Genomic DNA, 20,733 nt, shown 5'->3' with positions numbered 1-20,733 from the left:
TTGTCTAAAAGTATAATTTTTATATTTCCAACATCACAATTAGGTGGTGCTGAAAGAATTATGTTTAACTTAGCAAAATATCTTGATGCTATTAATTATGAAGTGGTTTTGTTTATTCTCTCAAATGGTAGAAATCCTGTATTAGATGTTTATTCTAAAGAATCTAATATGAGGGTTATTTACTGTGACTCATGTAATGATAAGAATTTATTTTCTTATCTGCAGCTTTTTAAGATAATTAAAATAAATAATTTTGATTTTATATTTACATCTCATATTATTACTAATGCATTAGTGAGTTTATTTTTGAAAACATCAAAACTAAATTCAAAATTAATTTCTCGTGAATCTACTGTCCCTTTCAAACGATTTTCTGGATACAAAATCTTTGTTATAAAATTATTATATAAATTTTTTTACGGAAAACAGAGCCTTTTGATTTTTCAAACGGATTTCATGAAAAAATCTTTATTTGAAAATTTAGGTTATTTACCAGTAAAGAATTGTATGGTTATACCTAATTGTGTAGATATAGATAATATAAAAAAGCAAATAATAAATTCAAATTTCTCATATAACGAGGATGTTCTAACAATTGTCGCTTGTGGTAGATTTATTGAATTAAAACAATTTGATTTATTAATTAAAGCATATTCTGACTTTATCTCAAGTTATAAAAAGCCTACTAGATTTATTTTGGTAGGAGATGGTCCAATGAAAAATGAACTAGTAGCATTATCTGAAAAATTAGGTATAGCTGATAATATAATATTTACTGGTAACGTTAAAAATCCGTCAGCATATTTTTCTATAGCGGATATCGGAATTATATCTTCAACTATTGAAGGTTTTCCTAATGTTATTTTAGAAATGATGATTGCAGGTACAAAAAAGATTGTATCTACACCTTGCACTCCAGCGATTTATAATTTACCTAATATTTTGATTTCTAATGGGTGTACTGAGAAAGATATGTCAGAAGCTTTAATTGAGTCCGCAAATAAAAAAGAAGATAATTCTTTTTTATACAAAAAGTATATTCAGGAATTTAGATCTATTAATTCTTTTTGGAACAAAGTCATTGAGAATATATAAATGAAATTTTTAATGATCAGTAGTTTTCTCCCTTCAGTACTTAACTTTCGTGGAAAGTTACTCGAAGCGATTCATCAGAAAGGCTATGAAATCCATATTATTGCACCTGATTTGCCTTCTTTCCCTAGCGAACATGAAAAACTCCTAGATTTAGGTTATTTCATACATGAAGTTTCCATGCAACGCACAGGCACTAATCCGGTAGCAGACTTAAAAACCTTAGGAAGCATGTATACGCTCATAAAAAAAATCAAACCTGATTATGTTCTATCTTATACGATCAAGCCGGTGATCTATGGAACACTCGCCGCGTGGCTCGCAAAAGTACCGCATCGCTATGCCTTAATTACAGGTTTAGGCTATGCATTTCAAAATGTAGAAACTCAAGGTAAGCGTAGTATTTTTCAGAAACTGGTTCATGGTTTATACCAGCAAGCATTATCGCGCAGTCATAAGGCATTTTTCCAAAATCCAGATGACCTGAAACTTTTTCAGGATTTAAAGCTTTTAACCGTTCAAACGCCTACAGTGGTAGTGAACGGTTCTGGGGTTAATGTTGCCGACTTCAATGTATTGCCTTTGCCTCTAACTGCTGATCAAAAAATTAAAATATCCTTCTTGCTGATTGCACGTTTACTGGGAGATAAAGGTGTCCGTGAATATGCCGAAGCAGCAAAAATTATCAAACATAAATATCCGCATGTGGAATTTAATCTGGTGGGCTGGATTGATGAAAATCCTTCGGCCATTCGCCAGCAAGAATTGGATCAATGGGTGGCCAGTAACACATTAAACTACTGGGGGAAACTATCCGATGTTCGTCCGGCAATTGCAGAAAGCTCGGTGTATGTGTTGCCATCGTATCGTGAAGGCACACCCCGTACAGTTTTAGAGGCCATGGCAATGGGCCGGGCAATTATAACCACGGATGCACCAGGTTGTCGTGAAACTGTTACCGATGGCGATAACGGCTTTCTGGTTGAAGTAAAATCCGTGGAAAGTTTAGTAAAAGCAATGGAGAAACTCATTCTTCAGCCAGGGCTGATCGCTAAAATGGGAAGTCGCTCCCGAGAAATCGCACTTTATAAATACGATGTACATCAGGTAAACACACATATGATGCAAGAAATGGGTTTGATCTAAATGCTAAAACGCCTTCTCGATATTATCATCGCTTCCATCGCCCTGATCCTGCTTTCACCACTTTATGCCTTTGTAGCTTATAAAGTGAAAAAAAATCTGGGCTCTCCGGTCTTGTTTCGCCAGGTGCGTCCCGGTTTACACGGCAAGCCCTTTGAAATGATCAAGTTCCGCACTATGAAAGATGCTGTGGACGAGCAGGGTAACCCATTGCCGGACAGTGAGCGTTTAACGCCTTTTGGTCAAATGCTGCGTTCTACCAGTCTGGATGAAATGCCGGAACTGTGGAACGTGATTAAAGGCGATATGAGTATTGTCGGCCCACGCCCACTGTTGATGGAATACCTGCCGCTTTACAGCCCTGAACAGGCCAAACGCCATGATGTACGACCGGGTATGACGGGTCATGCGCAGGTCAATGGCCGCAATGCCATTGGCTGGGAAGAAAAATTCAAGCTGGATACCTGGTATGTGGAAAATCAGTCCATCTGGCTCGACTTTAAAATCATGTTTAAAACGGTACATAAAGTTTTAGCAAAAGATGATATCAGTGCCGAGGGTGAAGCGACCATGACCAAATTTACCGGTACAAAAACGGACAATTTCCATGATTGAAATCTATGCCGTCTATGGCGCTTCAGGTTGTGGCCGAAGCTTGATGCCTGTGGCTCGCCAGCAATTACAGCGTCAGAATATAAATGCCGAAATCTATTTTATAGATGACAGTCTGATCGAAGAAATGACGGTTAATGGACATAGCGCGTTAAATTATGCAGCATTTAAAAATCTAAAGGCTGATAGAAAGTCAGTTCTCATTGCGATTGCCAATAGTCAGATCCGTGAAAAAATAGCTAGAAAACTTGAACAAGATGCAATTGAGCTATGGGCGGTTCAGGCAGATAATGTCGTGCGCATGGATGCAATAGAAATTGCCCCCGGTGCTGCTTTAAGCCCGTTTGTGACCCTGACTTCCAACATCAAGATTGGTAAATGTTTTCATGCCAATTTATATAGTTATGTTGAGCATGATTGCATCATTGGCGATTACGTCACCTTTGCTCCCGGGGTGAAATGCAATGGCAATATCCATATCGAAGATCATGCCTATATTGGTACAGGTGCCGTGATTAAACAGGGCACGCCAGACCAGCCTTTAGTGATTGGTAAGGGTGCGGTAGTGGGTATGGGTGCTGTGGTCACCAAAAGTGTGCCAGCGGGCGTGACGGTCATCGGTAATCCGGCACGGATTTTAGAGAAAAAATAAGTTTTTAAATTTTAAAAATTCAGGAAACATCATGTTAAATACTGCATTTGAACCATGGCCAAGTTTTACTCAGGAAGAAGCGGATGCGGTTTCCCGGGTTTTGTTGTCGAATAAAGTCAACTACTGGACCGGACAGGAATGCCGCGAGTTTGAAAAAGAATTTGCCCGGTTCGCAGAAACCCAGTATGCAGTGGCATTGGCCAATGGAACTGTAGCACTTGATGTCGCACTCAAGGCATTAGGTATTGGCACAGGGGATGATGTGATTGTCACCTCACGTACCTTTCTGGCCTCGGCCAGCTCCATTGTGACAGCTGGGGCAAACCCGGTCTTTGCCGATGTCGAACTGGACTCCCAAAATATCTCCCGCCGTACCATTGAAGCGGTGATCACACCCAATACCAAGGCCATTATCTGTGTGCATCTGGCAGGCTGGATGTGCGACATGGACCCGATCATGCAGCTGGCTACCGATAAAGGCCTGTATGTAATCGAAGACTGTGCACAGGCGCATGGCGCGAAATATAAAGGTAAATCTGCCGGTTCAATCGGTCATGTTGCGGCCTGGTCCTTCTGTCAGGACAAGATTATGACGACAGGCGGTGAAGGCGGCATGGTCACCACCAATGACGAAACCCTGTGGAAAAAGATGTGGTCCTATAAAGATCATGGAAAGAACTTTGACAGTATTTATAACAAGCAGCATCCACCGGGTTTCCGCTGGCTGCATGACTCCTTTGGCACCAACTGGCGCATGATGGAAATGCAGGGTGTGATCGGCCGTATTCAGCTGAAAAAAATGCCGGAATGGACTGCAAAACGCCTTGCCAATATGGAAAAAATTTATGCGGCATTTGCAGATAGTCCATATTTTAGCGTACATCGTCCATCCGATGATTATGTGCATGCTGCCTATAAATGTTATGTGCAGGTCAATATCGATGCTTTGCCTGAAGGCTGGTCACGTGACCGGATTATGCAGGAAATCAGTGCGCAGAATGTGCCTTGTTTCAGTGGCTCCTGTTCAGAGGTCTATCTGGAACATGCATTTGATGGCACGCCATGGCGTCCAGCACAGCGTTTGAAAAATGCGCAACAATTGGGTGAAACCAGTCTGATGTTTTTAGTTCATCCTACTTTAAGTGATGAAAGTATTAACAAAACAGTCACCGCAATTCAACAAGTTATTAATAGAATAGTTGCTTAAACTTTAAGAAGATAAGTGCACCGTGTTCGGTGCATTTAACTTATATAGAATATGTTTTTAAGTTACTCATCGCATTGTGACTTATTAAAAATTTATTAGAATTGAGACAACGCATCCAGTGAAATCGATCATTACGCCTTTCGTAGAATCACCACGAGCCGCCAAACTTGCATTTTTAATTATTCTAGATTTTTGTGCTTTTCCTGTCTTGATCTGGCTGTGTTATGCCATTCGCCGTTTTGATTTAGGTGCAGAAGTGGTACCGGATCTGGCTTTTGGTGCAGTTTGGGTCAGTGTAATTGCAGTCGTGTCCCTATTCGTGTGTGGGGTCTATCGCTTTATTGTCCGTACTTATAATGAAGTGTTTATGATCAAGATGGGACTGGCGACAGCATTGACTGTCGCTGGTCTTTATGCCCTGGCTTATTTTACCCCGGCCTTTATTCCGACCTCTATTCCACTCATGTTTGGCTTTATGATGTTTGCCTGGATCTGGTTTAGCCGGGGCATCATCCGTTTTATTATCCGTTCCTATTTGCAGGCCGACGTACAGAAAAAACGCATTGCGATTTATGGTGCGGGTCATGCAGGCCAACAAGTCGCTGCTGCACTGTATCGTTCCAATGAGCATTTACCCGTTATGTTTATTGATGACAAACGCTCCTTGACCGGACAGCAGCTAGGTCGACTCAAAGTCTATGATGCCCAGACTGCTTTAAAACTCATGCGCAAACAAAAAATTGATGAAATCCTGATTGCCTTGCCTTCAGTAGGGCGGGTCCGTAAAAGTGAAATCATCAAGTTTTTAGAACCGGCACATTTAAAAATTACCGAGATTCCGGGGCTGACCAAACTGGTGGATGGTGAAATCCGAATTTCTGATATTCAGGAAGTGGATATTATCGATTTGCTGGGGCGTGATCCGGTGCCGCCAGTGCCGGAGCTGCTGGCCAGAAACATTAAAGATAAAGTGGTGATGGTCACCGGTGCGGGTGGTTCGATTGGTTCAGAACTCTGCCGCCAGATCATTAAAAACCAGCCGGCCAAACTGGTTATTTATGAACTGACTGAATTCGCACTGTATAGTATTGAAAAAGAGTTACGCCTTAGCGCTAGCTGTGAAATTATTCCGATTCTGGGCTCTGTACTGGATGAATCCAAGCTGGAGCGGGTGATTGAACAATATGGCGTACAGACTGTTTATCATGCTGCCGCCTATAAACATGTCCCGCTAGTGGAGTGTAATCCTTTAGCAGGGCTGAAAAACAACGCCGTCGGAACCGCCTTTAGTGTGAATGCTGCGGTGAAGAAAGGCGTCGAAACCTTTGTGTTAATTTCAACCGATAAGGCGGTACGTCCCACCAATGTGATGGGGGCGACCAAGCGTATGGCCGAGCTGTATTGTCAGGCCATGGCGGAAGCCCAGAACCAGACCCAGATCAGTATTGTGCGCTTTGGTAATGTGCTCGGTTCTTCGGGTTCGGTGGTACCGCTGTTTAAACAGCAGATTGCCAAGGGTGGACCGATTACCGTGACTCATCCGGAAGTGACCCGGTTCTTTATGACCATTCCGGAGGCTTCACAACTGGTGATTCAGGCCGGTGCTTTGGGTACCGGTGGAGACGTATTCCTGCTGGATATGGGCGAACCGGTACGGATTCAGGATCTGGCACGACAAATGATTGCGCTGAGCGGACTCAAGGTTCGAGAAGAAAAAAATCCAGATGGTGATATTGAAATTCAATATAGCGGATTACGTCCGGGCGAGAAGCTTTATGAAGAGCTGCTGATTGACGAAGAAAATACGGAAATTACCGCGCATACGCGTATTCTGCGTTCTGTCGAAAAACATTATCCATTGGCAGAAATTCTGGCAGTATTTAACCGTATACATGAACTTACCGCGACTCAGGCCGATATTGAATGGGCACTGGCACAACTGGAACATTATGTCGACGGTTATGTACGCGGTAACGAAATTAAAGTGAACTAGGTTTTTATAGATATGATCAAAAAAGCAATTCTCCCTGTGGCGGGTCTAGGTACGCGTTTCTTACCTGCCAGCAAATCCATTCCGAAAGAGATGGTGACTGTCGTGGACCGCCCTGCGATTGAATATGTGGTCCGTGAAGCGGTTGCTGCTGGAATTGAGCAGATTATTCTGGTGACCCATTCTTCCAAGGCTTCGATTGAAAACTATTTTGACCGTAACTTTGAGCTTGAAACCACCCTTGAGCAAAAAAACAAAACCGACCTGCTGAAAGAAATTACGGAGATTCTGCCTGCAGGCGTGAGTGTGATTAGTGTACGCCAGCCACAGCCTCTGGGTCTGGGCCATGCAGTACTGTGTGCCAAAGCAGTGATTGGCGATGATGATTTCGCGGTGTTGTTGCCGGATGTGCTGGTCAAGGATCAGGATCCGGAAAATGATCTGGCACGCATGATTCAGCGTTATGCTCAGTCTCAGGCTTCACAAATCATGGTGGAAGCGGTACCTGAACATCTGGTCGACCAGTATGGCATTGTGGATGTTGCCGCCTCGCCTGAGGAAGGGGAAAGTATCGTCATGCAGGGAATCGTCGAGAAACCGGCGGTCGGTACTGCACCTTCAAATCTATCTGTGGTCGGACGTTATATTCTGCCGGCAAAAATCATGCAGCTTTTGGAACAGACCCCACGCGGGGCAGGTAATGAAATCCAGCTCACTGATGCGATTGCCATGCTGCAGCAAACCGAAGCCGTAGAAGCCTATCGTATGAAAGGTCAGACCTTCGACTGTGGCAGCAAGTTAGGTTATTTAAAGGCTGTTTTACATTATGGTATCGATCATCCTAAACTTGGTAGCGAGTTTAAAGCATTGATTCAGGAACTTGCTTTATAAGAAAGGAATATTATGAAAGTCGCAGTATTGGGAAAAACCTTATTTTCTGGAGTCATGTCGGCTCTTTTATCTGAGTGTGGTCACCCGGTGGTCTGGTGTAACAGCTTCAATGCAGATGAGTCGGCCCGGCCCTATTTCCAGGATGAGTCTCTACAACAATTACTGCAAAAACAGGAAAAATCTGGCTTTTTAAACTGTTGCGATTTTCAGCATCTGGATTTTAATCAGGATGTTTTTTTCTTTAGTTTTAATGCGACTGAAGAACAGCAGGCATTTCAGATGCTGGACACCATCCGGCATGCCTGTTTTGCCCATCCCAAACTGATGATTAATGCTTCGACCTTTGGCTTGCATGGCACGCAGCGCTTTCAGCAGTTGCTGCCGAATGATGACTGGATTTATCTGCCAGATATTATTCAGGAAGGAAATGCACTACGTAGCTTTACTCAGGCCACCCAGCTGATTGTGGGCTGTGATCATGCAGATATACAGCCTAAAATCAAAGAACTCTTACGCCCATTATTTCCACGCGCGCAGCAGTATCTATTTATGCCGGTTCTGGATGCCGAATTTACCAAGCTGAGTATTTCCGGCATGTTGGCCACCCGGATCAGTTATATGAATGATCTGGCCAGTGTGGCAGAAAAGCTTGGCATTGATATTGAACAGGTGCGGCAAGGCATGGCTGCAGACAACCGGATTGGTTCTGCCTATCTGTTCCCCGGCGTTGGGTTTGGTGGAGAGAATTTCTCCCATGATATCCGGACGCTTACTCACGCCGTGGCAGATTCAGGGGTAAAAAACCAGCTGCTGGAACAGGTCTGGGACATTAACGAACAGCAAAAAGAATTATTGTTCCGTAAACTCTGGAACTATTTCCGTGGAGACTTGAAGGGTAAAGTCATTGCGATCTGGGGTGCAGCCTTTAAGGAAAATACCCCCAGTATCCAGCAGTCTCCGGTACATGCCATGCTGACCGCTTTGTGGGCACAAGGCGTGACGGTCAAGCTACATGACCCTCAGGCCATCGCAAATATTGAAAAGGTCTATGGGCCACGGGAAGACCTGATCCTGTGTAAAGACCAGTATCAGGCCGTGGAAGGGGCGCATGCCTTGTGTCTGATTACGGCATGGAAACAGTATGGCAGTCCGGATTATCCGTATCTAATCAAACTAATGCAGCATCCCCTGATTCTGGATGGGCGTAATCTGTATGATCCGACGTATGTCAAGACACGTGGTTTTAATTATATTGGGGTAGGACGTTAATGTTGAGCCATTTTAATCCAAATCTCGACACTGAAACTGTGTGTCAGAAACTCGCCTCGAATAAAGAACAGCTTCAGTCTGAGCATTTGCGGGAGCTGTTTGCTGCTGACCCGGAGCGCTTTAATCGATATTCTATCCAGTTTGAACAACTGCTGTTTGACTATAGCAAACACAGAATCAATCAAAATGTGCTGCAGGGCCTGATCGAATGGGCCGATGCACAGAACCTCAGATCCTGGATTGGCTCCCTATTTTCCAATCAAAAAATCAACTATACCGAGCAGCGTGCTGCCATGCACTGGGCACTGCGCCTGCCCAAACAGGATCAACAGCATGCTGATCTGGCAGCTGATGTACATGCCCAGCTGGAACGGATGTATGCCCTGGTGGAACAGATTCATGCCGGACAGCGCCGCGGTGCTACCGGTGAAGTGATTCAAGATGTGGTCAATATTGGTGTTGGCGGATCAGATCTGGGTCCCTTGATGGTCACGCACGCTTTATCTGATTTTAAATACCAGTCTGCCCAGCCACTCAACGTACATTTTGTTTCGACCATGGATGGCAGTCAGCTGTCCGAGCTGTTGCATCAGCTGCGTCCGGAAACGACACTGTTTATTATTTCCTCCAAATCCTTCGGCACCATTGATACTCTGACCAATGCCCAGACGGTACGCTTATGGCTGGAAAAGACTTTAGGCCAGCATCCCTATATTCTTAAGCATCATTTTATTGGGGTATCGACCAAACCGGAAAAAATGACGGCGTGGGGTATCGCACCGGAAAACCAGTTATTGCTTTGGGACTGGGTTGGCGGGCGTTATTCACTCTGGTCCTGTATCGGACTGCCAATTGCCTTGAGTATCGGGATTGAAGGCTTCAAGCAGCTGCTGGCGGGTGCCTATGCCGTGGATCAGCATTTCCAGTACCAGCCTTTTGAGCGCAATATTCCGGTATTGATGGGATTATTAGGAGCTTGGAATACCAATTTTCTGGATATCCAGACCCATGCAATTCTACCTTATGATGGCCGACTGAAATATTTTGCCTCCTATCTGCAACAGCTGGAAATGGAATCCAACGGTAAGTCAATCCAGCGCAATGGGGAGAAAGTCCAGTTCGATACCTGTCCGATCATCTGGGGTGAGGTGGGGCCGAATGCCCAGCATGCCTTCTATCAGTTATTGCATCAGGGCACTCAGTCAGTCAGCTGTGATTTTATTGCGCCGGTAGAGCGTTATAACAGCCAGCAATATACCTATGTAGACAGTGCCGAAGCATTGGTAGAACAACATCATTTGGCCTTATCCAACTGTCTGGCGCAATCGCGCTTACTGGCTTTTGGTAATGAAGCCCTAGATCAGGCTGAACTGGCGAGCTTGCCAGCCTATAAACAGTATGAAGGTAATCAACCGAGCAGTACCCTGTTATTGCAGGAGCTCAATCCCTACAGTTTAGGCATGCTTATTGCACTCTATGAACATAAGGTATTTGTCCAGTCGGTGCTGTGGAATATCAATCCGTTTGACCAGTGGGGCGTGGAAAAGGGCAAGGAAATTGCCAACCAGTTACTGCCCATCCTGAATGGTGAGCAGGCTGACTTGAGTGGTCTGGATGGGTCTACCCAAGGCCTCATTAAGGTTCTATTAGGAAAGTAAAATGGCAAAAATTCTGGTCACAGGCGGGGCAGGCTATATTGGTTCACATACCTGTGTGGAATTGCTGAATGCCGGACATGAGGTCGTTGTACTGGATAATCTGTGTAATAGCTCAGCTGAATCCTTAAACCGTGTAGAAAAGCTAACCCAGAAAAGTCTGACCTTTGTGGAAGGTGATATTCGGAATAGCCAGTTACTCGATCAGGTCTTTCAGCAAAATTCGATTGATGCAGTGATTCATTTTGCCGGACTGAAAGCCGTTGGTGAGAGTCAGCAGATTCCTTTGGACTATTTTGACAACAATATTGCTGGTTCCATCAGTCTGGTTCAGGCGATGCAGCGCGCACAGGTATTTAAACTGGTTTTCAGCTCTTCAGCCACGGTATATGGGGAAAATAATCCGTCTCCCTATCAGGAAGACATGCCCTTAAATATGCCGAATAATAATTATGGTTACACCAAGTTGGTTGTTGAGCAGTTAATGGAAAAGTTATCTATCGCTGATGAACGCTGGTCGATTGCATTATTGCGTTATTTTAATCCGGTCGGTGCGCATAAAAGCGGACAGATTGGTGAAGATCCATTGGGTATTCCCAATAACCTGATGCCTTTTGTGACGCAAGTGGCGGTAGGTCTGCGTGAAAAGCTGTGTATTTTCGGGAATGATTACGACACGGCTGATGGTACCTGTGAACGTGACTTTATTCATGTGGTGGATTTGGCGAAAGCACATGTTTTAGCCCTTCAGAATCGTTTAAATCATCAAGGCTGCCGGGCCTGGAATATTGGTATGGGCCAACCGATATCGGTATTAACCCTGAAAGATACTTTTGAGAAAGTGAATCAGATCCAGATTCCATTTGAGTTTGCTGAACGACGTGCCGGTGATCTGGCAAGTTTCTATGCAGACAATGCGCGTGCAGTAAAAGAGTTGGGCTGGACACCCGAATATGGCTTGGAGGATATGCTCGCCGATAGCTGGAAATGGCAGAAGCAGAATCCCAAAGGATATGGATCATAGATATGAATTTTATTTATGGGGTTATTTGTCATCAACTTACCCATTCACTGGTTTTCCTGGTGAATGAGCTGCTGAAAAGTCCTCATAGTATGATTCTTATTCATGTCGATCAGCAAGCCGACCTTGCCTCATTTCATACTCAATTCGGACAGCATGATCAGGTATATTTTTTAGCAGACCGGACAGATGTACGATGGGGCAGCTATAGCCAAATCGAGGTTATGTTAAAACTCCTGCAGGAAGCGCAAAAATATGATTACGGCTATTTTTTCTTCCTGTCTGGAGATGACATTCCTTTATGTTCCAATACAGCAAGAGAATTATTTCTAGAAAAAGAATACCAAAAACAGACCGAGTTTGTGGGTCATGATGATTTAGCAGATGATGTGGAACAACGGGTTAATGTCCTGTATTTACCGATTATGTATCAGAAAGCTAAATCACCATTATTTCAGTTCCTGAACAGATGGGCATTATGGTATTGCCGGCACTTCCGTAAACAGGATATTTCTCATTTACCTAAACTATATAAAGGTTCAAACTGGATTACTCTCACCGATCAGGCGGTGACATTTATTCTGGATTATCTGGAAGCGAATCCGGATTATGCAAAAACCTTTAAATCTTCACTCTGTGCAGATGAAATCTTTTTCCATACCATTATTTATAATTCCCATTTTCAGCAACGCATCTATCATGCCCAGCATAGGATAGAGGATTGTGAAACAGGGCTAAGATATATTGACTGGGATTCCGGGCCGGACTATCCAAGAACTTTAGATGTGTCTGATTTTGATAAAATGAAGCAGTCAGGCATGCTGTTTGCGCGAAAAATGAACACAAATATCACAGTGGATATACTCGAAAAACATTTTCCATAAAAGCTTCAGGCCGGAAAAGTACCCTAAAAACTGGAGTCTTTTCTCTGGTTTAAAGGATACTGTTTTCAGGTTTTTTTGAGGACTTAAGCTTCGCCCTGGATCAGCTGGGTCAGCTCATCAACATAGTCCTGCATTGGGCGTGGATTATGATCACGGCGGCTTTCAATATTCAAACGCAATAATGGTTCAGTATTGGAGGCGCGCACATTAAAACGCCATGTGCCAAAATTCAGGCTGACCCCGTCGGTCTGGTCAATTTCTGGTTTTTGATCGGCATAATGATCGAAAAGTTTTTGGATGGTTGCCTGGGTATCGGCCACTTTAAAATTAATTTCACCTGAGCATGGGAACTTGGCGATCATTTCTTCCACAAGAGAAGATAAGGATTTTCCTGTTTCAGACAGTACCGCCATAGCCAGTAACCATGGAATCATGCCGCTGTCACAGTAAGCAAAATCACGGAAATAGTGATGAGCACTCATTTCCCCGCCATAAGCCGCATTATGTTCACGCATGACATCTTTAATGAAGGCATGCCCTGATTTTGATTGGACGGTAATCCCCTGATACTGCTCCACCACATCCAGTGTATTCCAGACCAGACGCGGGTCATGGACAATTTTTTCACCAGACTGCTTCAGCAAGAATGCCTGCGCCAGAAGGCCAACAATATAATAACCTTCAATGAACTGACCTTTTTCCTCGAACAGGAAGCAGCGGTCAAAATCGCCATCCCAGGCAATGCCCATATCCGCACCATGCTGAATGACCGCATCACGGGTGCTATCACGGTTTTCAACCAGAATTGGATTCGGGATGCCATTCGGGAAGTTACCATCGGCCTCATTGTGAATTTTGACAAATTCAACCGGGATCTGTAGTTGTTGAAACTTCTGTTCAAGTGCATCCACCACATGACCTGCGGCACCATTACCGGCATTCATCACCAGTTTCATCGGGCGGATTTTTGCCGGATCGATATAGGTCATCAGGTGGTCGATAAATTCTGGCAGGATATTATATTTTTCCGTATGACCTTTTTGGCTAACTTCAAGGAATTGCCCTGATTCGGCCAAGGCCTGGATTTCTTTCAGACCGGTATCTGCACTGATCGGGCGGGCATTTTCACGCACCAGCTTCATGCCATTATAGTCCATCGGGTTATGGCTGGCAGTAACTTCAATACCACCCTGGACATCCAGGTTAAAAGCCGCGAAATAAACTTCTTCGGTCCCGGTCATGCCAAGATCCAGCACATTGACCCCGGCATCATTCAAGCCGCGAATGGTGGCCTGTTTTAGCTCTTCACTGCTGAGTCGTATATCACAACCAATGGCTACTGTTTTAGGTTGATAAATCTGTCCATAAGCCCGGCCAATTTTGTAGGCAATTTCTTCGTTGAGTTCTGTGCCGAGTTTGCCGCGAATGTCATAGGCTTTGAAGCAAGTCAGTTTTGTCATTTAGAGGCTCTCCATTTAGAAGAAAAAAGGCCGGTTTCCCAGCCTCGATTCAATTTTAATTATTCTACAGTAACCGATTTTGCCAGGTTACGGGGCTGATCCACATCCGTACCACGTAGCACTGCCACATGATAAGAGAGTAACTGCACCGGGATGCTATACACAATCGGTGCCAGTACTGCATTGACTGACGGAATATGGACCACATGCTTGCGCTCTTTAGCTTTAATGCCACTGTGCTCATCAGCAAAAACAAACAGTTCACCACCACGTGCCTGAACTTCTTCCATATTGGATTTGAGCTTGTCCAGCATGTCATCCTGTGGTGCCAGAATCACCACCGGCATGTCATTGTCGACCAGTGCCAATGGCCCATGTTTCAGCTCACCTGCAGCATAACCTTCCGCATGAATATATGAAATTTCTTTCAGCTTGAGTGCACCTTCCAGCGCGATCGGGAAGTGCGTACCACGACCCAGGAACAGGCAGTGCTGCTTCTCAACAAAAAGTTCAGAAAGGCGTAAAATTTCATCATCATGACGCAAGGTATCCAGCATGACTTTAGGCATATGCCAAAGTCCTGTGGTAATTTCCGTCATTTTTTCTGTAGAAATAGTATTTTTTACAGAACCGATTTTCAGTACCAACAGCATCAAGGCGGCAAGCTGGGTGGTAAAGGCTTTGGTGGAAGCCACGCCAATTTCAGGACCAGCTAAAGTCAGCAGGCTGAAATCTGTTTCACGTACCATCGAAGAGGTTGCCACGTTACAGATCGTCATCGTGCTAATGTCCAGGCCTTTGGCAGTTGCACGTTTCTGTGTATCACGCAAGGCAGCCAAGGTATCGGCAGTTTCACCGGACTGGGAAATACATATATATAGCGTATTATTCACAATCACCGGAGTGCGATAACGGAACTCGCTGGCAATCTCGACCTGGCAAGGCAGATCAATCAGCTGTTCAAACCAGTATTTGGCGATCATACCGGCATGATAGCTGGTACCGCAGGCAATAATCTGGATTTGCTGGATTTTTGAGAAGTCATGTTCTGCATTGGTCAGGAAGTCTTCACGCAGTTCATGACCATTTAATGCTTGTGAAATGGTCTGCTGGATTGCTTCCGGCTGCTCATAAATTTCCTTGAGCATATAGTGCTTGTATTCACCTTTAGAAGCATTGCTGACGGCAGCATCCAGTTCCTTGACCGGACGATCGACCAGTTGACCATCGACAAAGACTTCAATCGTGGTACGGGTCAAACGGGCAATATCACCTTCTTCAAGATAAATAAAACGATTGGTAATTGGAAGCAATGCCAACTGATCGGAACTAATGAAGTTTTCACCAATACCGACACCAATCACCAGTGGCGAACCTTCACGCACGGTAATCAGTTCATCTGGATGATCCGTATGCACGATGCCCAGAGCATAAGCACCTTTCAGTTGCGGAACCACTTGGCGTACAGCTTCTAACAGGCTCGGGGTAGATTTCAGCGCATCATTGATCAGATGGGCAACCACTTCAGTATCAGTCTGTGAGGTAAACACATAGCCCAAAGCTTCAAGATCATCTTTGAGTTCCTGATAGTTTTCGATAATTCCGTTATGCACCACTGCTACATTTTCAGAAATATGCGGATGGGCATTTTCTTCAGTCGGTTTACCATGGGTTGCCCAGCGTGTATGCGCAATGCCGAGTGAACCGCTAATTTTTGATTCATTCACCGCCTGTTCAAGGTTGGAAACCTTACCGACACGGCGTTCACGTAAGACCTGATGATTGTTGATAAGGGCCAAACCTGCTGAATCATAACCCCGGTATTCCAGACGTTTTAAGCCTTCAACCAAAATATTGGTAATACTACGTTCCGCAATGCCACCGACAATACCACACATATTTGTTCCCCTTATTTCTTGATTTTTTGCGGACGTGGATAGTTTTCTTTGACAAATTGCTTAGAGCGCTCTACTGCCAAACTGTTATCTTCCACATCACGGGTAATCGTCGAGCCTGCACCCACTGTGGCGCCGTTGCCAATTCTCACAGGTGCAACCAATGAACTGTTCGAACCAATAAAGGCCTGATCACCAATAATCGTTTTAAATTTGTTTGCACCATCATAATTACAGGTAATAGTCCCTGCACCGATGTTTGAACCACTGCCAACTTCTGCATCACCCAGGTAGGTAAAGTGGTTGGCTTTAGAGCCTAGACCAATCGTGGTATTTTTAACTTCAACAAAGTTACCGATATGCACTTCATTGGCCAGTTGTGCGCCCGGACGTAGTCGTGCAAAAGGTCCAATTTGGGTATCTTCCCCAACGATGGCGCTATCGAAAATGCTATATGGCTGAACCTTGGTACCAGCTGCAATCTTGGTATTCTTGATAATACAGCCGGCGCCAATTTCAACGTTGTCGCCCAGCTCGCAATCACCTTCGATAATCACGTTGATATCAATGCGGACATCCTGGCCGACAGTTAAATTGCCACGCAGGTCAAAGCGGCTAGGATCAATCAGATGTACACCTTGCTGCATTAGCTGTTTGGCTTGATAAGACTGGAACTGACGCTCTAAAGCAGCGAGCTGTACACGGTCATTTACCCCTTCAACTTCAAAAGCCTGCTCAGGTTCTACCGATGCAACTTGCATACCATCTGCCAAAGCCATCGCGACAATATCAGTCAGGTAATATTCACCCTGCGCATTGTCATTACTTAAATTTGGCAGCCATTCATGTAATTTAGCATTGCTGACGGCATAAATACCGGTATTGATTTCCTTGATCTGACGCTGTTCTTCGGAAGCATCCTTGTGCTCCACAATGGCCTGGATTTCACCATTTTCACGGACAATACGACCATAACCACTGGCATCTGGCAGGGTAAGGGTTACCAGACCAATGCCGGTTGCTGTAGTGGCATCGAGTAATTTTTGCAAGGTCACAGGATTAATACAGGGTACATCACCGGAGAGGATCAGTGATACGCCATCTTGAGGCAGGACAGGCAGGGTCATTTGCACTGCATGACCGGTACCGAGTTGTTCAGCCTGTTCTACCCATTTAATAGCGTGTTGTGCAAATGCTGACTGAACCCGATCACCGCCGTGACCATAAATGGTAATAATATTATCTGCGTTTAATTTTTTTGCCGTTTCAATGACATGACCCAGTAAAGGACGTCCTGCAAGGGGTTGTAATACTTTCGGTAAGCTAGAGCGCATGCGCGTTCCTTTACCTGCAGCAAGAATAATAACAGTCGTTGACATGTTCTAATCCTAAATATGGCTTATGCCACGATGAAGTAAAAATAAAGCAAAATACAAAGAGCAGCCCAAAGACCGGCAATAATATCATCCAGCATAATGCCAAAGCCTCCCTCGACCTGTCGGTCAACCACCCGGATCGGCCAGGGTTTCCAGATATCAAATAATCTGAACAGGGCAAAACCGACCAGCAACCATAACCAGTTCATCTGACCTAAATAAATCAGTGGTAAGAAGGTAATAGATTGTCCGGCAAATTCATCCCAGACGATGCGGCCATCATCATGAACTCCCATGACCTTGGCAGTATGTCCGCAGATATATATGCCAATCAGGGACATGATGGCAATGGCAAAAACACTGTTTAGAAAACCAAGATGCAGCCAGATAGGGGTAAATAAAAGTGCAAAGGCCGAACCGAAAGTACCCGGTGCTTTGGGAATGAGGCCAGAACCAAATCCTACCCCACTAAATACAATCAGTCGGTCGGTCCATGACATGGCTTTAAAATTGATCGCAGGTTTATGCAAAATGTTGATACCCATTAAATTGAAATAAATGGTCTATGCCATCTTTTTCAAAAGTTAAGCCGTCTTGCTGCTGAATTGTGCCGATCATATTAATCGAAACATCAAGTTGTTTTTGCAATAATTTTTCGTAATTTTGCGGGCTTATTGTAAAACATAATTCATAATCGTCACCACCTGCCAGTGCATACTGCCATTTTTGTGCATCGTCTAATGCCTGCAAGGCAGGACTGATTGGCAGGTTTTCAAGTTGCAGCCTGGCACCGACTTGAGAAGCTTTGAGAATATGTCCAAGATCTTGAGCCAAACCATCCGAGACATCAATCATGCTATGGGCCAGTCCCTTTAGAGCAGCACCAAGCTGACAGCGTGGCGTCGGGTAATCAAGTCTTTTCTGTAAAGGGTGTCCCAGATGTTGTAGGGCAAAGGCTGCATCACCGACTGTACCGCTGACACAAATATAATCACCGACTTGCGCACCTGAACGTGGAACGGCTTTGCCAATCTCTACCCAACCCAGAGCAGTAACGGAAAGGGTTAAATGTGGACTTTGCGTGGTATCACCACCGATTAAACTCACCCCAAATTGATCGCAGCAATCATACAGACCCTGACTAAATGCGTTTAGCCAGTCATGATCAATTTGGGGTAGGCTCAATGCCAGTAAAATACTATGTGGGGTTGCACCCATGGCCGCAATATCAGATAAATTGACGGCTACAGCTTTCCAGCCAATCGCATGTGGATCAGTAGCTAAGGGGAAATGACGTCCAGCAACCAGAGTATCGGCACAGATAACCAGTTGTTGCTGTGGAGGAGGGGTGAGCAAGGCTGAATCGTCACCGACGCCTAAATCGACAGAATGGGTATTCTTGCGATTGAAATAGGTGTCGATAATCGAAAATTCAGCCATACAACATATCTACACTGTTAGTTAGACTGCTGTTTTTCTGCTGCACGCAATGTTGTCGCTAAACGATCCAATACACCATTGATGTATTTATGGCTGTCGGCACCGCCAAAATGTTTAGCCAGTTCGATCGCTTCATCTAGAACCACGCGATATGGAATCTCAAGATGTTCTTTGAGTTCATAAGCGCCTAGGCGAAGAGTTGCAAGCTCAACACCATCCAGTGCTGAAAGTTCACGATCGAGTACCGGGATTAAGAGCGCATCCAATGCTTCATGATTGGCAACCACTTGAGTCAACAATTCATGATAATAGCTCAGATCCACTTTGTGCATGGCATTTTCTACACGAGTACGTGCTTCAATCTCATGCACCGGATTGTGGCTCATTTGCCATTCATAAATTCCTTGTACAGCAAAGCGACGTGCTTTACGTTTTGCTGCATAAGTTGCTTGAAGTGTTTGCGACATAGCGTTAAATAGCCTTTAACAAGTTAACCATTTCAATCGCAGTCAGGGCAGCTTCGCTACCTTTATTGCCTGCTTTTGTTCCAGAGCGTTCAATCGCTTGTTCAATACTATCCGTAGTGAGTACACCGTTGATTACAGGTAAACCAGTGTCCAGGCCAACTACGCCCAAACCTTTGGCACATTCGCCTGCAACGAAATCGAAGTGAGGCGTGCTGCCACGAATCACGGCGCCAAGCGCGATGATGGCATCGAAACGATCTGAAGCTGCCAGTTTTTTTGCAACCACAGGAAGTTCCCAGGCACCAGGTGCATGAACAACAGTGATATTATCCTCTGATACACCATGACGTTTCAATGTATCAACGGCACCTTCTAACAGATGTTCAACCACAAAGCTGTTAAAACGACCAACTAAAATCGCATAACGGTCTTCGTTCGCGAGATGTAACATACCTTCAATACGGCGAACTGCCATAGCAACCTCGATTATTTCTTAAGATGTTTGTTGTGCGGTGATGTATTCCACCACTTCTAAGTTAAAGCCTGACAGGGCATTGAAGCGTAATGGAGAGCTGAGCAACTTCATTTTTTCAACGCCTAAATCACGCAGAATTTGTGCACCCACACCAATGGTCTGATACTGCTGAGACAGTGCAGAATTAGATTTTACATTTTTTGGTGCTTTCAGGGTATCTAATGCAGGACCCAAATCCTGTAAATGGCGTTGACCAATCCAGACCAGCACCCCACGCTCACTTTGCGCAATCTCTTTCAGGGCCTTGTCTAAATTCCAAGCCGGCTCACCGTCTTGTTTATTCAGTTTTAATAGATCACGGGTCGGGTTAAAGCCATGCACACGTACAGTGGTCACACCCTCTTTCGGCTCACCTTTGACCAGTGCCACATGAATATCCGGATTACCCAGTTCACGGTAACGATACAAATCAAATGTACCGTATTCTGTATCAATACTTTGCTGATCCAAACGTTCAACGGTTTGTTCATTGGTCATACGGTAATGAATCAGGTCAGCAATGGTACCAATTTTCAAGCCATGCTTTTCAGCAAAGACTTCAAGATCCGGACGACGTGCCATGGTGCCATCTTCATTGATGATTTCACAAATAACTGATGCTGGTTCCAGTCCTGCTAAACGGGAAAGGTCACAACCTGCCTCGGTGTGCCCGGCACGGTGCAAGACACCGCCTGGTTGCGCCATCAACGGGAAGATGTGTCCTGGCTGTACAATGTCTGCCGGTTTGGCATGGGCAGCCACTGCAGTTTGAATCGTGTGCGCACGTTCAGCCGGTGAAATACCGGTAGAAATACCTTTGGCTGCTTCAATCGACAGGGTGAAATTGGTTCCATGCTGCGCACCGTTTGCATCTACCATCAACGGCAGATTTAACTGCTGGCAGCGCTCTTTACTTAAAGTCAGGCAGACCAGACCGCGTGCATGGGTGATCATGAAGTTGATGTCTTCAGGACGTACGTGCGTGGCAGCAATGACCAGGTCACCTTCATTTTCACGATCTTCATCATCCATCAGGATGACCATTTTTCCTGCACGGATATCTGCTACAAGCTCTTCAACAGTATTGAGCGGCATCAACCTTCACCTTCTTTTTTGATCTTGATCAGACCGAATCATGACATTATTGGGTACATAGTCTAACGCT

19 protein-coding genes are annotated in these 20,733 nt (G+C 44.8%); 11 read left to right on the top strand and 8 right to left on the bottom strand.

The window, feature by feature from the left end; genetic code table 11:
• The 11 genes from VXQ11_RS10505 to VXQ11_RS10455 all read left to right on the top strand — a co-directional run bounded on the left by VXQ11_RS10505 (position 1) and on the right by VXQ11_RS10455 (position 12,416).
• Positions 1 to 1,095 carry a glycosyltransferase gene (locus VXQ11_RS10505; protein ID WP_416705988.1) on the top strand — a complete coding sequence of 365 codons (1,095 nt, stop codon included), beginning with the start codon at positions 1 to 3 and terminating at the stop codon, positions 1,093 to 1,095.
• Entirely contained in the window at positions 1,096 to 2,238 is a 1,143-nt protein-coding gene (locus tag VXQ11_RS10500; protein WP_416705987.1) for a glycosyltransferase family 4 protein, read from the top strand.
• Positions 2,239 to 2,850 (top strand): sugar transferase, encoded by a 612-nt coding sequence (locus tag VXQ11_RS10495; RefSeq protein ID WP_416705986.1) that lies wholly within the window; start codon positions 2,239 to 2,241, stop codon positions 2,848 to 2,850. It begins immediately after the preceding gene.
• Complete coding sequence (locus tag VXQ11_RS10490; RefSeq protein WP_416705985.1) at positions 2,843 to 3,499, top strand: NeuD/PglB/VioB family sugar acetyltransferase; 657 nt, start codon at positions 2,843 to 2,845, stop codon at positions 3,497 to 3,499. The genes VXQ11_RS10495 and VXQ11_RS10490 overlap by 8 nt, the downstream gene beginning before the upstream one ends.
• A 31-nt stretch (positions 3,500 to 3,530) precedes the next feature.
• A complete protein-coding gene (locus VXQ11_RS10485) occupies positions 3,531 to 4,706 on the top strand; it encodes a DegT/DnrJ/EryC1/StrS family aminotransferase (protein WP_416705984.1) in 1,176 nt (391 codons plus the stop codon).
• 118 nt (positions 4,707 to 4,824) lie between these two features.
• On the top strand, positions 4,825 to 6,699 hold the full coding sequence (locus tag VXQ11_RS10480) for a polysaccharide biosynthesis protein (protein WP_416705983.1): 1,875 nt from the start codon (positions 4,825 to 4,827) through the stop codon (positions 6,697 to 6,699).
• A 12-nt stretch (positions 6,700 to 6,711) separates the two neighbouring features.
• Entirely contained in the window at positions 6,712 to 7,587 is an 876-nt protein-coding gene (galU, locus tag VXQ11_RS10475; RefSeq protein ID WP_144723874.1) for a UTP--glucose-1-phosphate uridylyltransferase GalU, read from the top strand.
• 12 nt (positions 7,588 to 7,599) lie between these two features.
• The gene (locus tag VXQ11_RS10470; RefSeq protein ID WP_416705982.1) at positions 7,600 to 8,856 is read left to right on the top strand and encodes a nucleotide sugar dehydrogenase; all 1,257 of its coding nucleotides are present in this window, start codon (positions 7,600 to 7,602) and stop codon (positions 8,854 to 8,856) included.
• A complete protein-coding gene (gene pgi / locus VXQ11_RS10465; protein WP_416705981.1) occupies positions 8,856 to 10,514 on the top strand; it encodes a glucose-6-phosphate isomerase in 1,659 nt (552 codons plus the stop codon). Before VXQ11_RS10470 ends, pgi begins: the two co-directional genes overlap by 1 nt.
• A 1-nt stretch (position 10,515) precedes the next feature.
• Positions 10,516 to 11,535 (top strand): UDP-glucose 4-epimerase GalE, encoded by a 1,020-nt coding sequence (gene galE, locus VXQ11_RS10460; protein WP_416705980.1) that lies wholly within the window; start codon positions 10,516 to 10,518, stop codon positions 11,533 to 11,535.
• A 2-nt stretch (positions 11,536 to 11,537) separates the two neighbouring features.
• Complete coding sequence (locus VXQ11_RS10455; RefSeq protein WP_416705979.1) at positions 11,538 to 12,416, top strand: beta-1,6-N-acetylglucosaminyltransferase; 879 nt, start codon at positions 11,538 to 11,540, stop codon at positions 12,414 to 12,416.
• 83 nt (positions 12,417 to 12,499) lie between these two features.
• Here the strand turns inward: VXQ11_RS10455 and VXQ11_RS10450 are convergent, their stop codons facing one another.
• From VXQ11_RS10450 to ribBA, 8 genes are read right to left on the bottom strand one after another with little or no spacing between them, the layout of a single operon-like run.
• Positions 12,500 to 13,876, bottom strand: coding sequence for a phosphomannomutase CpsG (locus VXQ11_RS10450; RefSeq protein ID WP_416705977.1), 1,377 nt, complete (start codon positions 13,874 to 13,876; stop codon positions 12,500 to 12,502).
• 59 nt (positions 13,877 to 13,935) lie between these two features.
• Positions 13,936 to 15,774: a glutamine--fructose-6-phosphate transaminase (isomerizing) gene (gene glmS / locus VXQ11_RS10445; protein ID WP_416705976.1), complete on the bottom strand. Its 1,839-nt coding sequence runs from the start codon at positions 15,772 to 15,774 to the stop codon at positions 13,936 to 13,938.
• A gap of 11 nt (positions 15,775 to 15,785) precedes the next feature.
• A complete protein-coding gene (gene glmU, locus VXQ11_RS10440; RefSeq protein WP_416705974.1) occupies positions 15,786 to 17,150 on the bottom strand; it encodes a bifunctional UDP-N-acetylglucosamine diphosphorylase/glucosamine-1-phosphate N-acetyltransferase GlmU in 1,365 nt (454 codons plus the stop codon).
• Between the two features lie 20 nt (positions 17,151 to 17,170).
• A complete protein-coding gene (locus VXQ11_RS10435; RefSeq protein ID WP_144723913.1) occupies positions 17,171 to 17,692 on the bottom strand; it encodes a phosphatidylglycerophosphatase A in 522 nt (173 codons plus the stop codon).
• Entirely contained in the window at positions 17,670 to 18,587 is a 918-nt protein-coding gene (gene thiL, locus VXQ11_RS10430) for a thiamine-phosphate kinase (protein WP_416705972.1), read from the bottom strand. Before thiL ends, VXQ11_RS10435 begins: the two co-directional genes overlap by 23 nt.
• Positions 18,588 to 18,604: 17 nt before the next feature.
• The gene (gene nusB, locus VXQ11_RS10425; protein WP_004280924.1) at positions 18,605 to 19,054 is read right to left on the bottom strand and encodes a transcription antitermination factor NusB; all 450 of its coding nucleotides are present in this window, start codon (positions 19,052 to 19,054) and stop codon (positions 18,605 to 18,607) included.
• Positions 19,055 to 19,058: 4 nt separating this feature from the next.
• Entirely contained in the window at positions 19,059 to 19,529 is a 471-nt protein-coding gene (gene ribE / locus VXQ11_RS10420; RefSeq protein ID WP_067765591.1) for a 6,7-dimethyl-8-ribityllumazine synthase, read from the bottom strand.
• Positions 19,530 to 19,547: 18 nt separating this feature from the next.
• The gene (ribBA, locus tag VXQ11_RS10415) at positions 19,548 to 20,663 is read right to left on the bottom strand and encodes a bifunctional 3,4-dihydroxy-2-butanone-4-phosphate synthase/GTP cyclohydrolase II (protein ID WP_416705971.1); all 1,116 of its coding nucleotides are present in this window, start codon (positions 20,661 to 20,663) and stop codon (positions 19,548 to 19,550) included.
• Positions 20,664 to 20,733: the final 70 nt, after the last annotated feature.

It is taken from the genome of Acinetobacter sp. 197 (genome assembly GCF_048148385.1).
GTDB lineage: Bacteria > Pseudomonadota > Gammaproteobacteria > Pseudomonadales > Moraxellaceae > Acinetobacter > Acinetobacter pecorum.
This window is presented reverse-complemented; position numbering and strand designations above follow the sequence as displayed.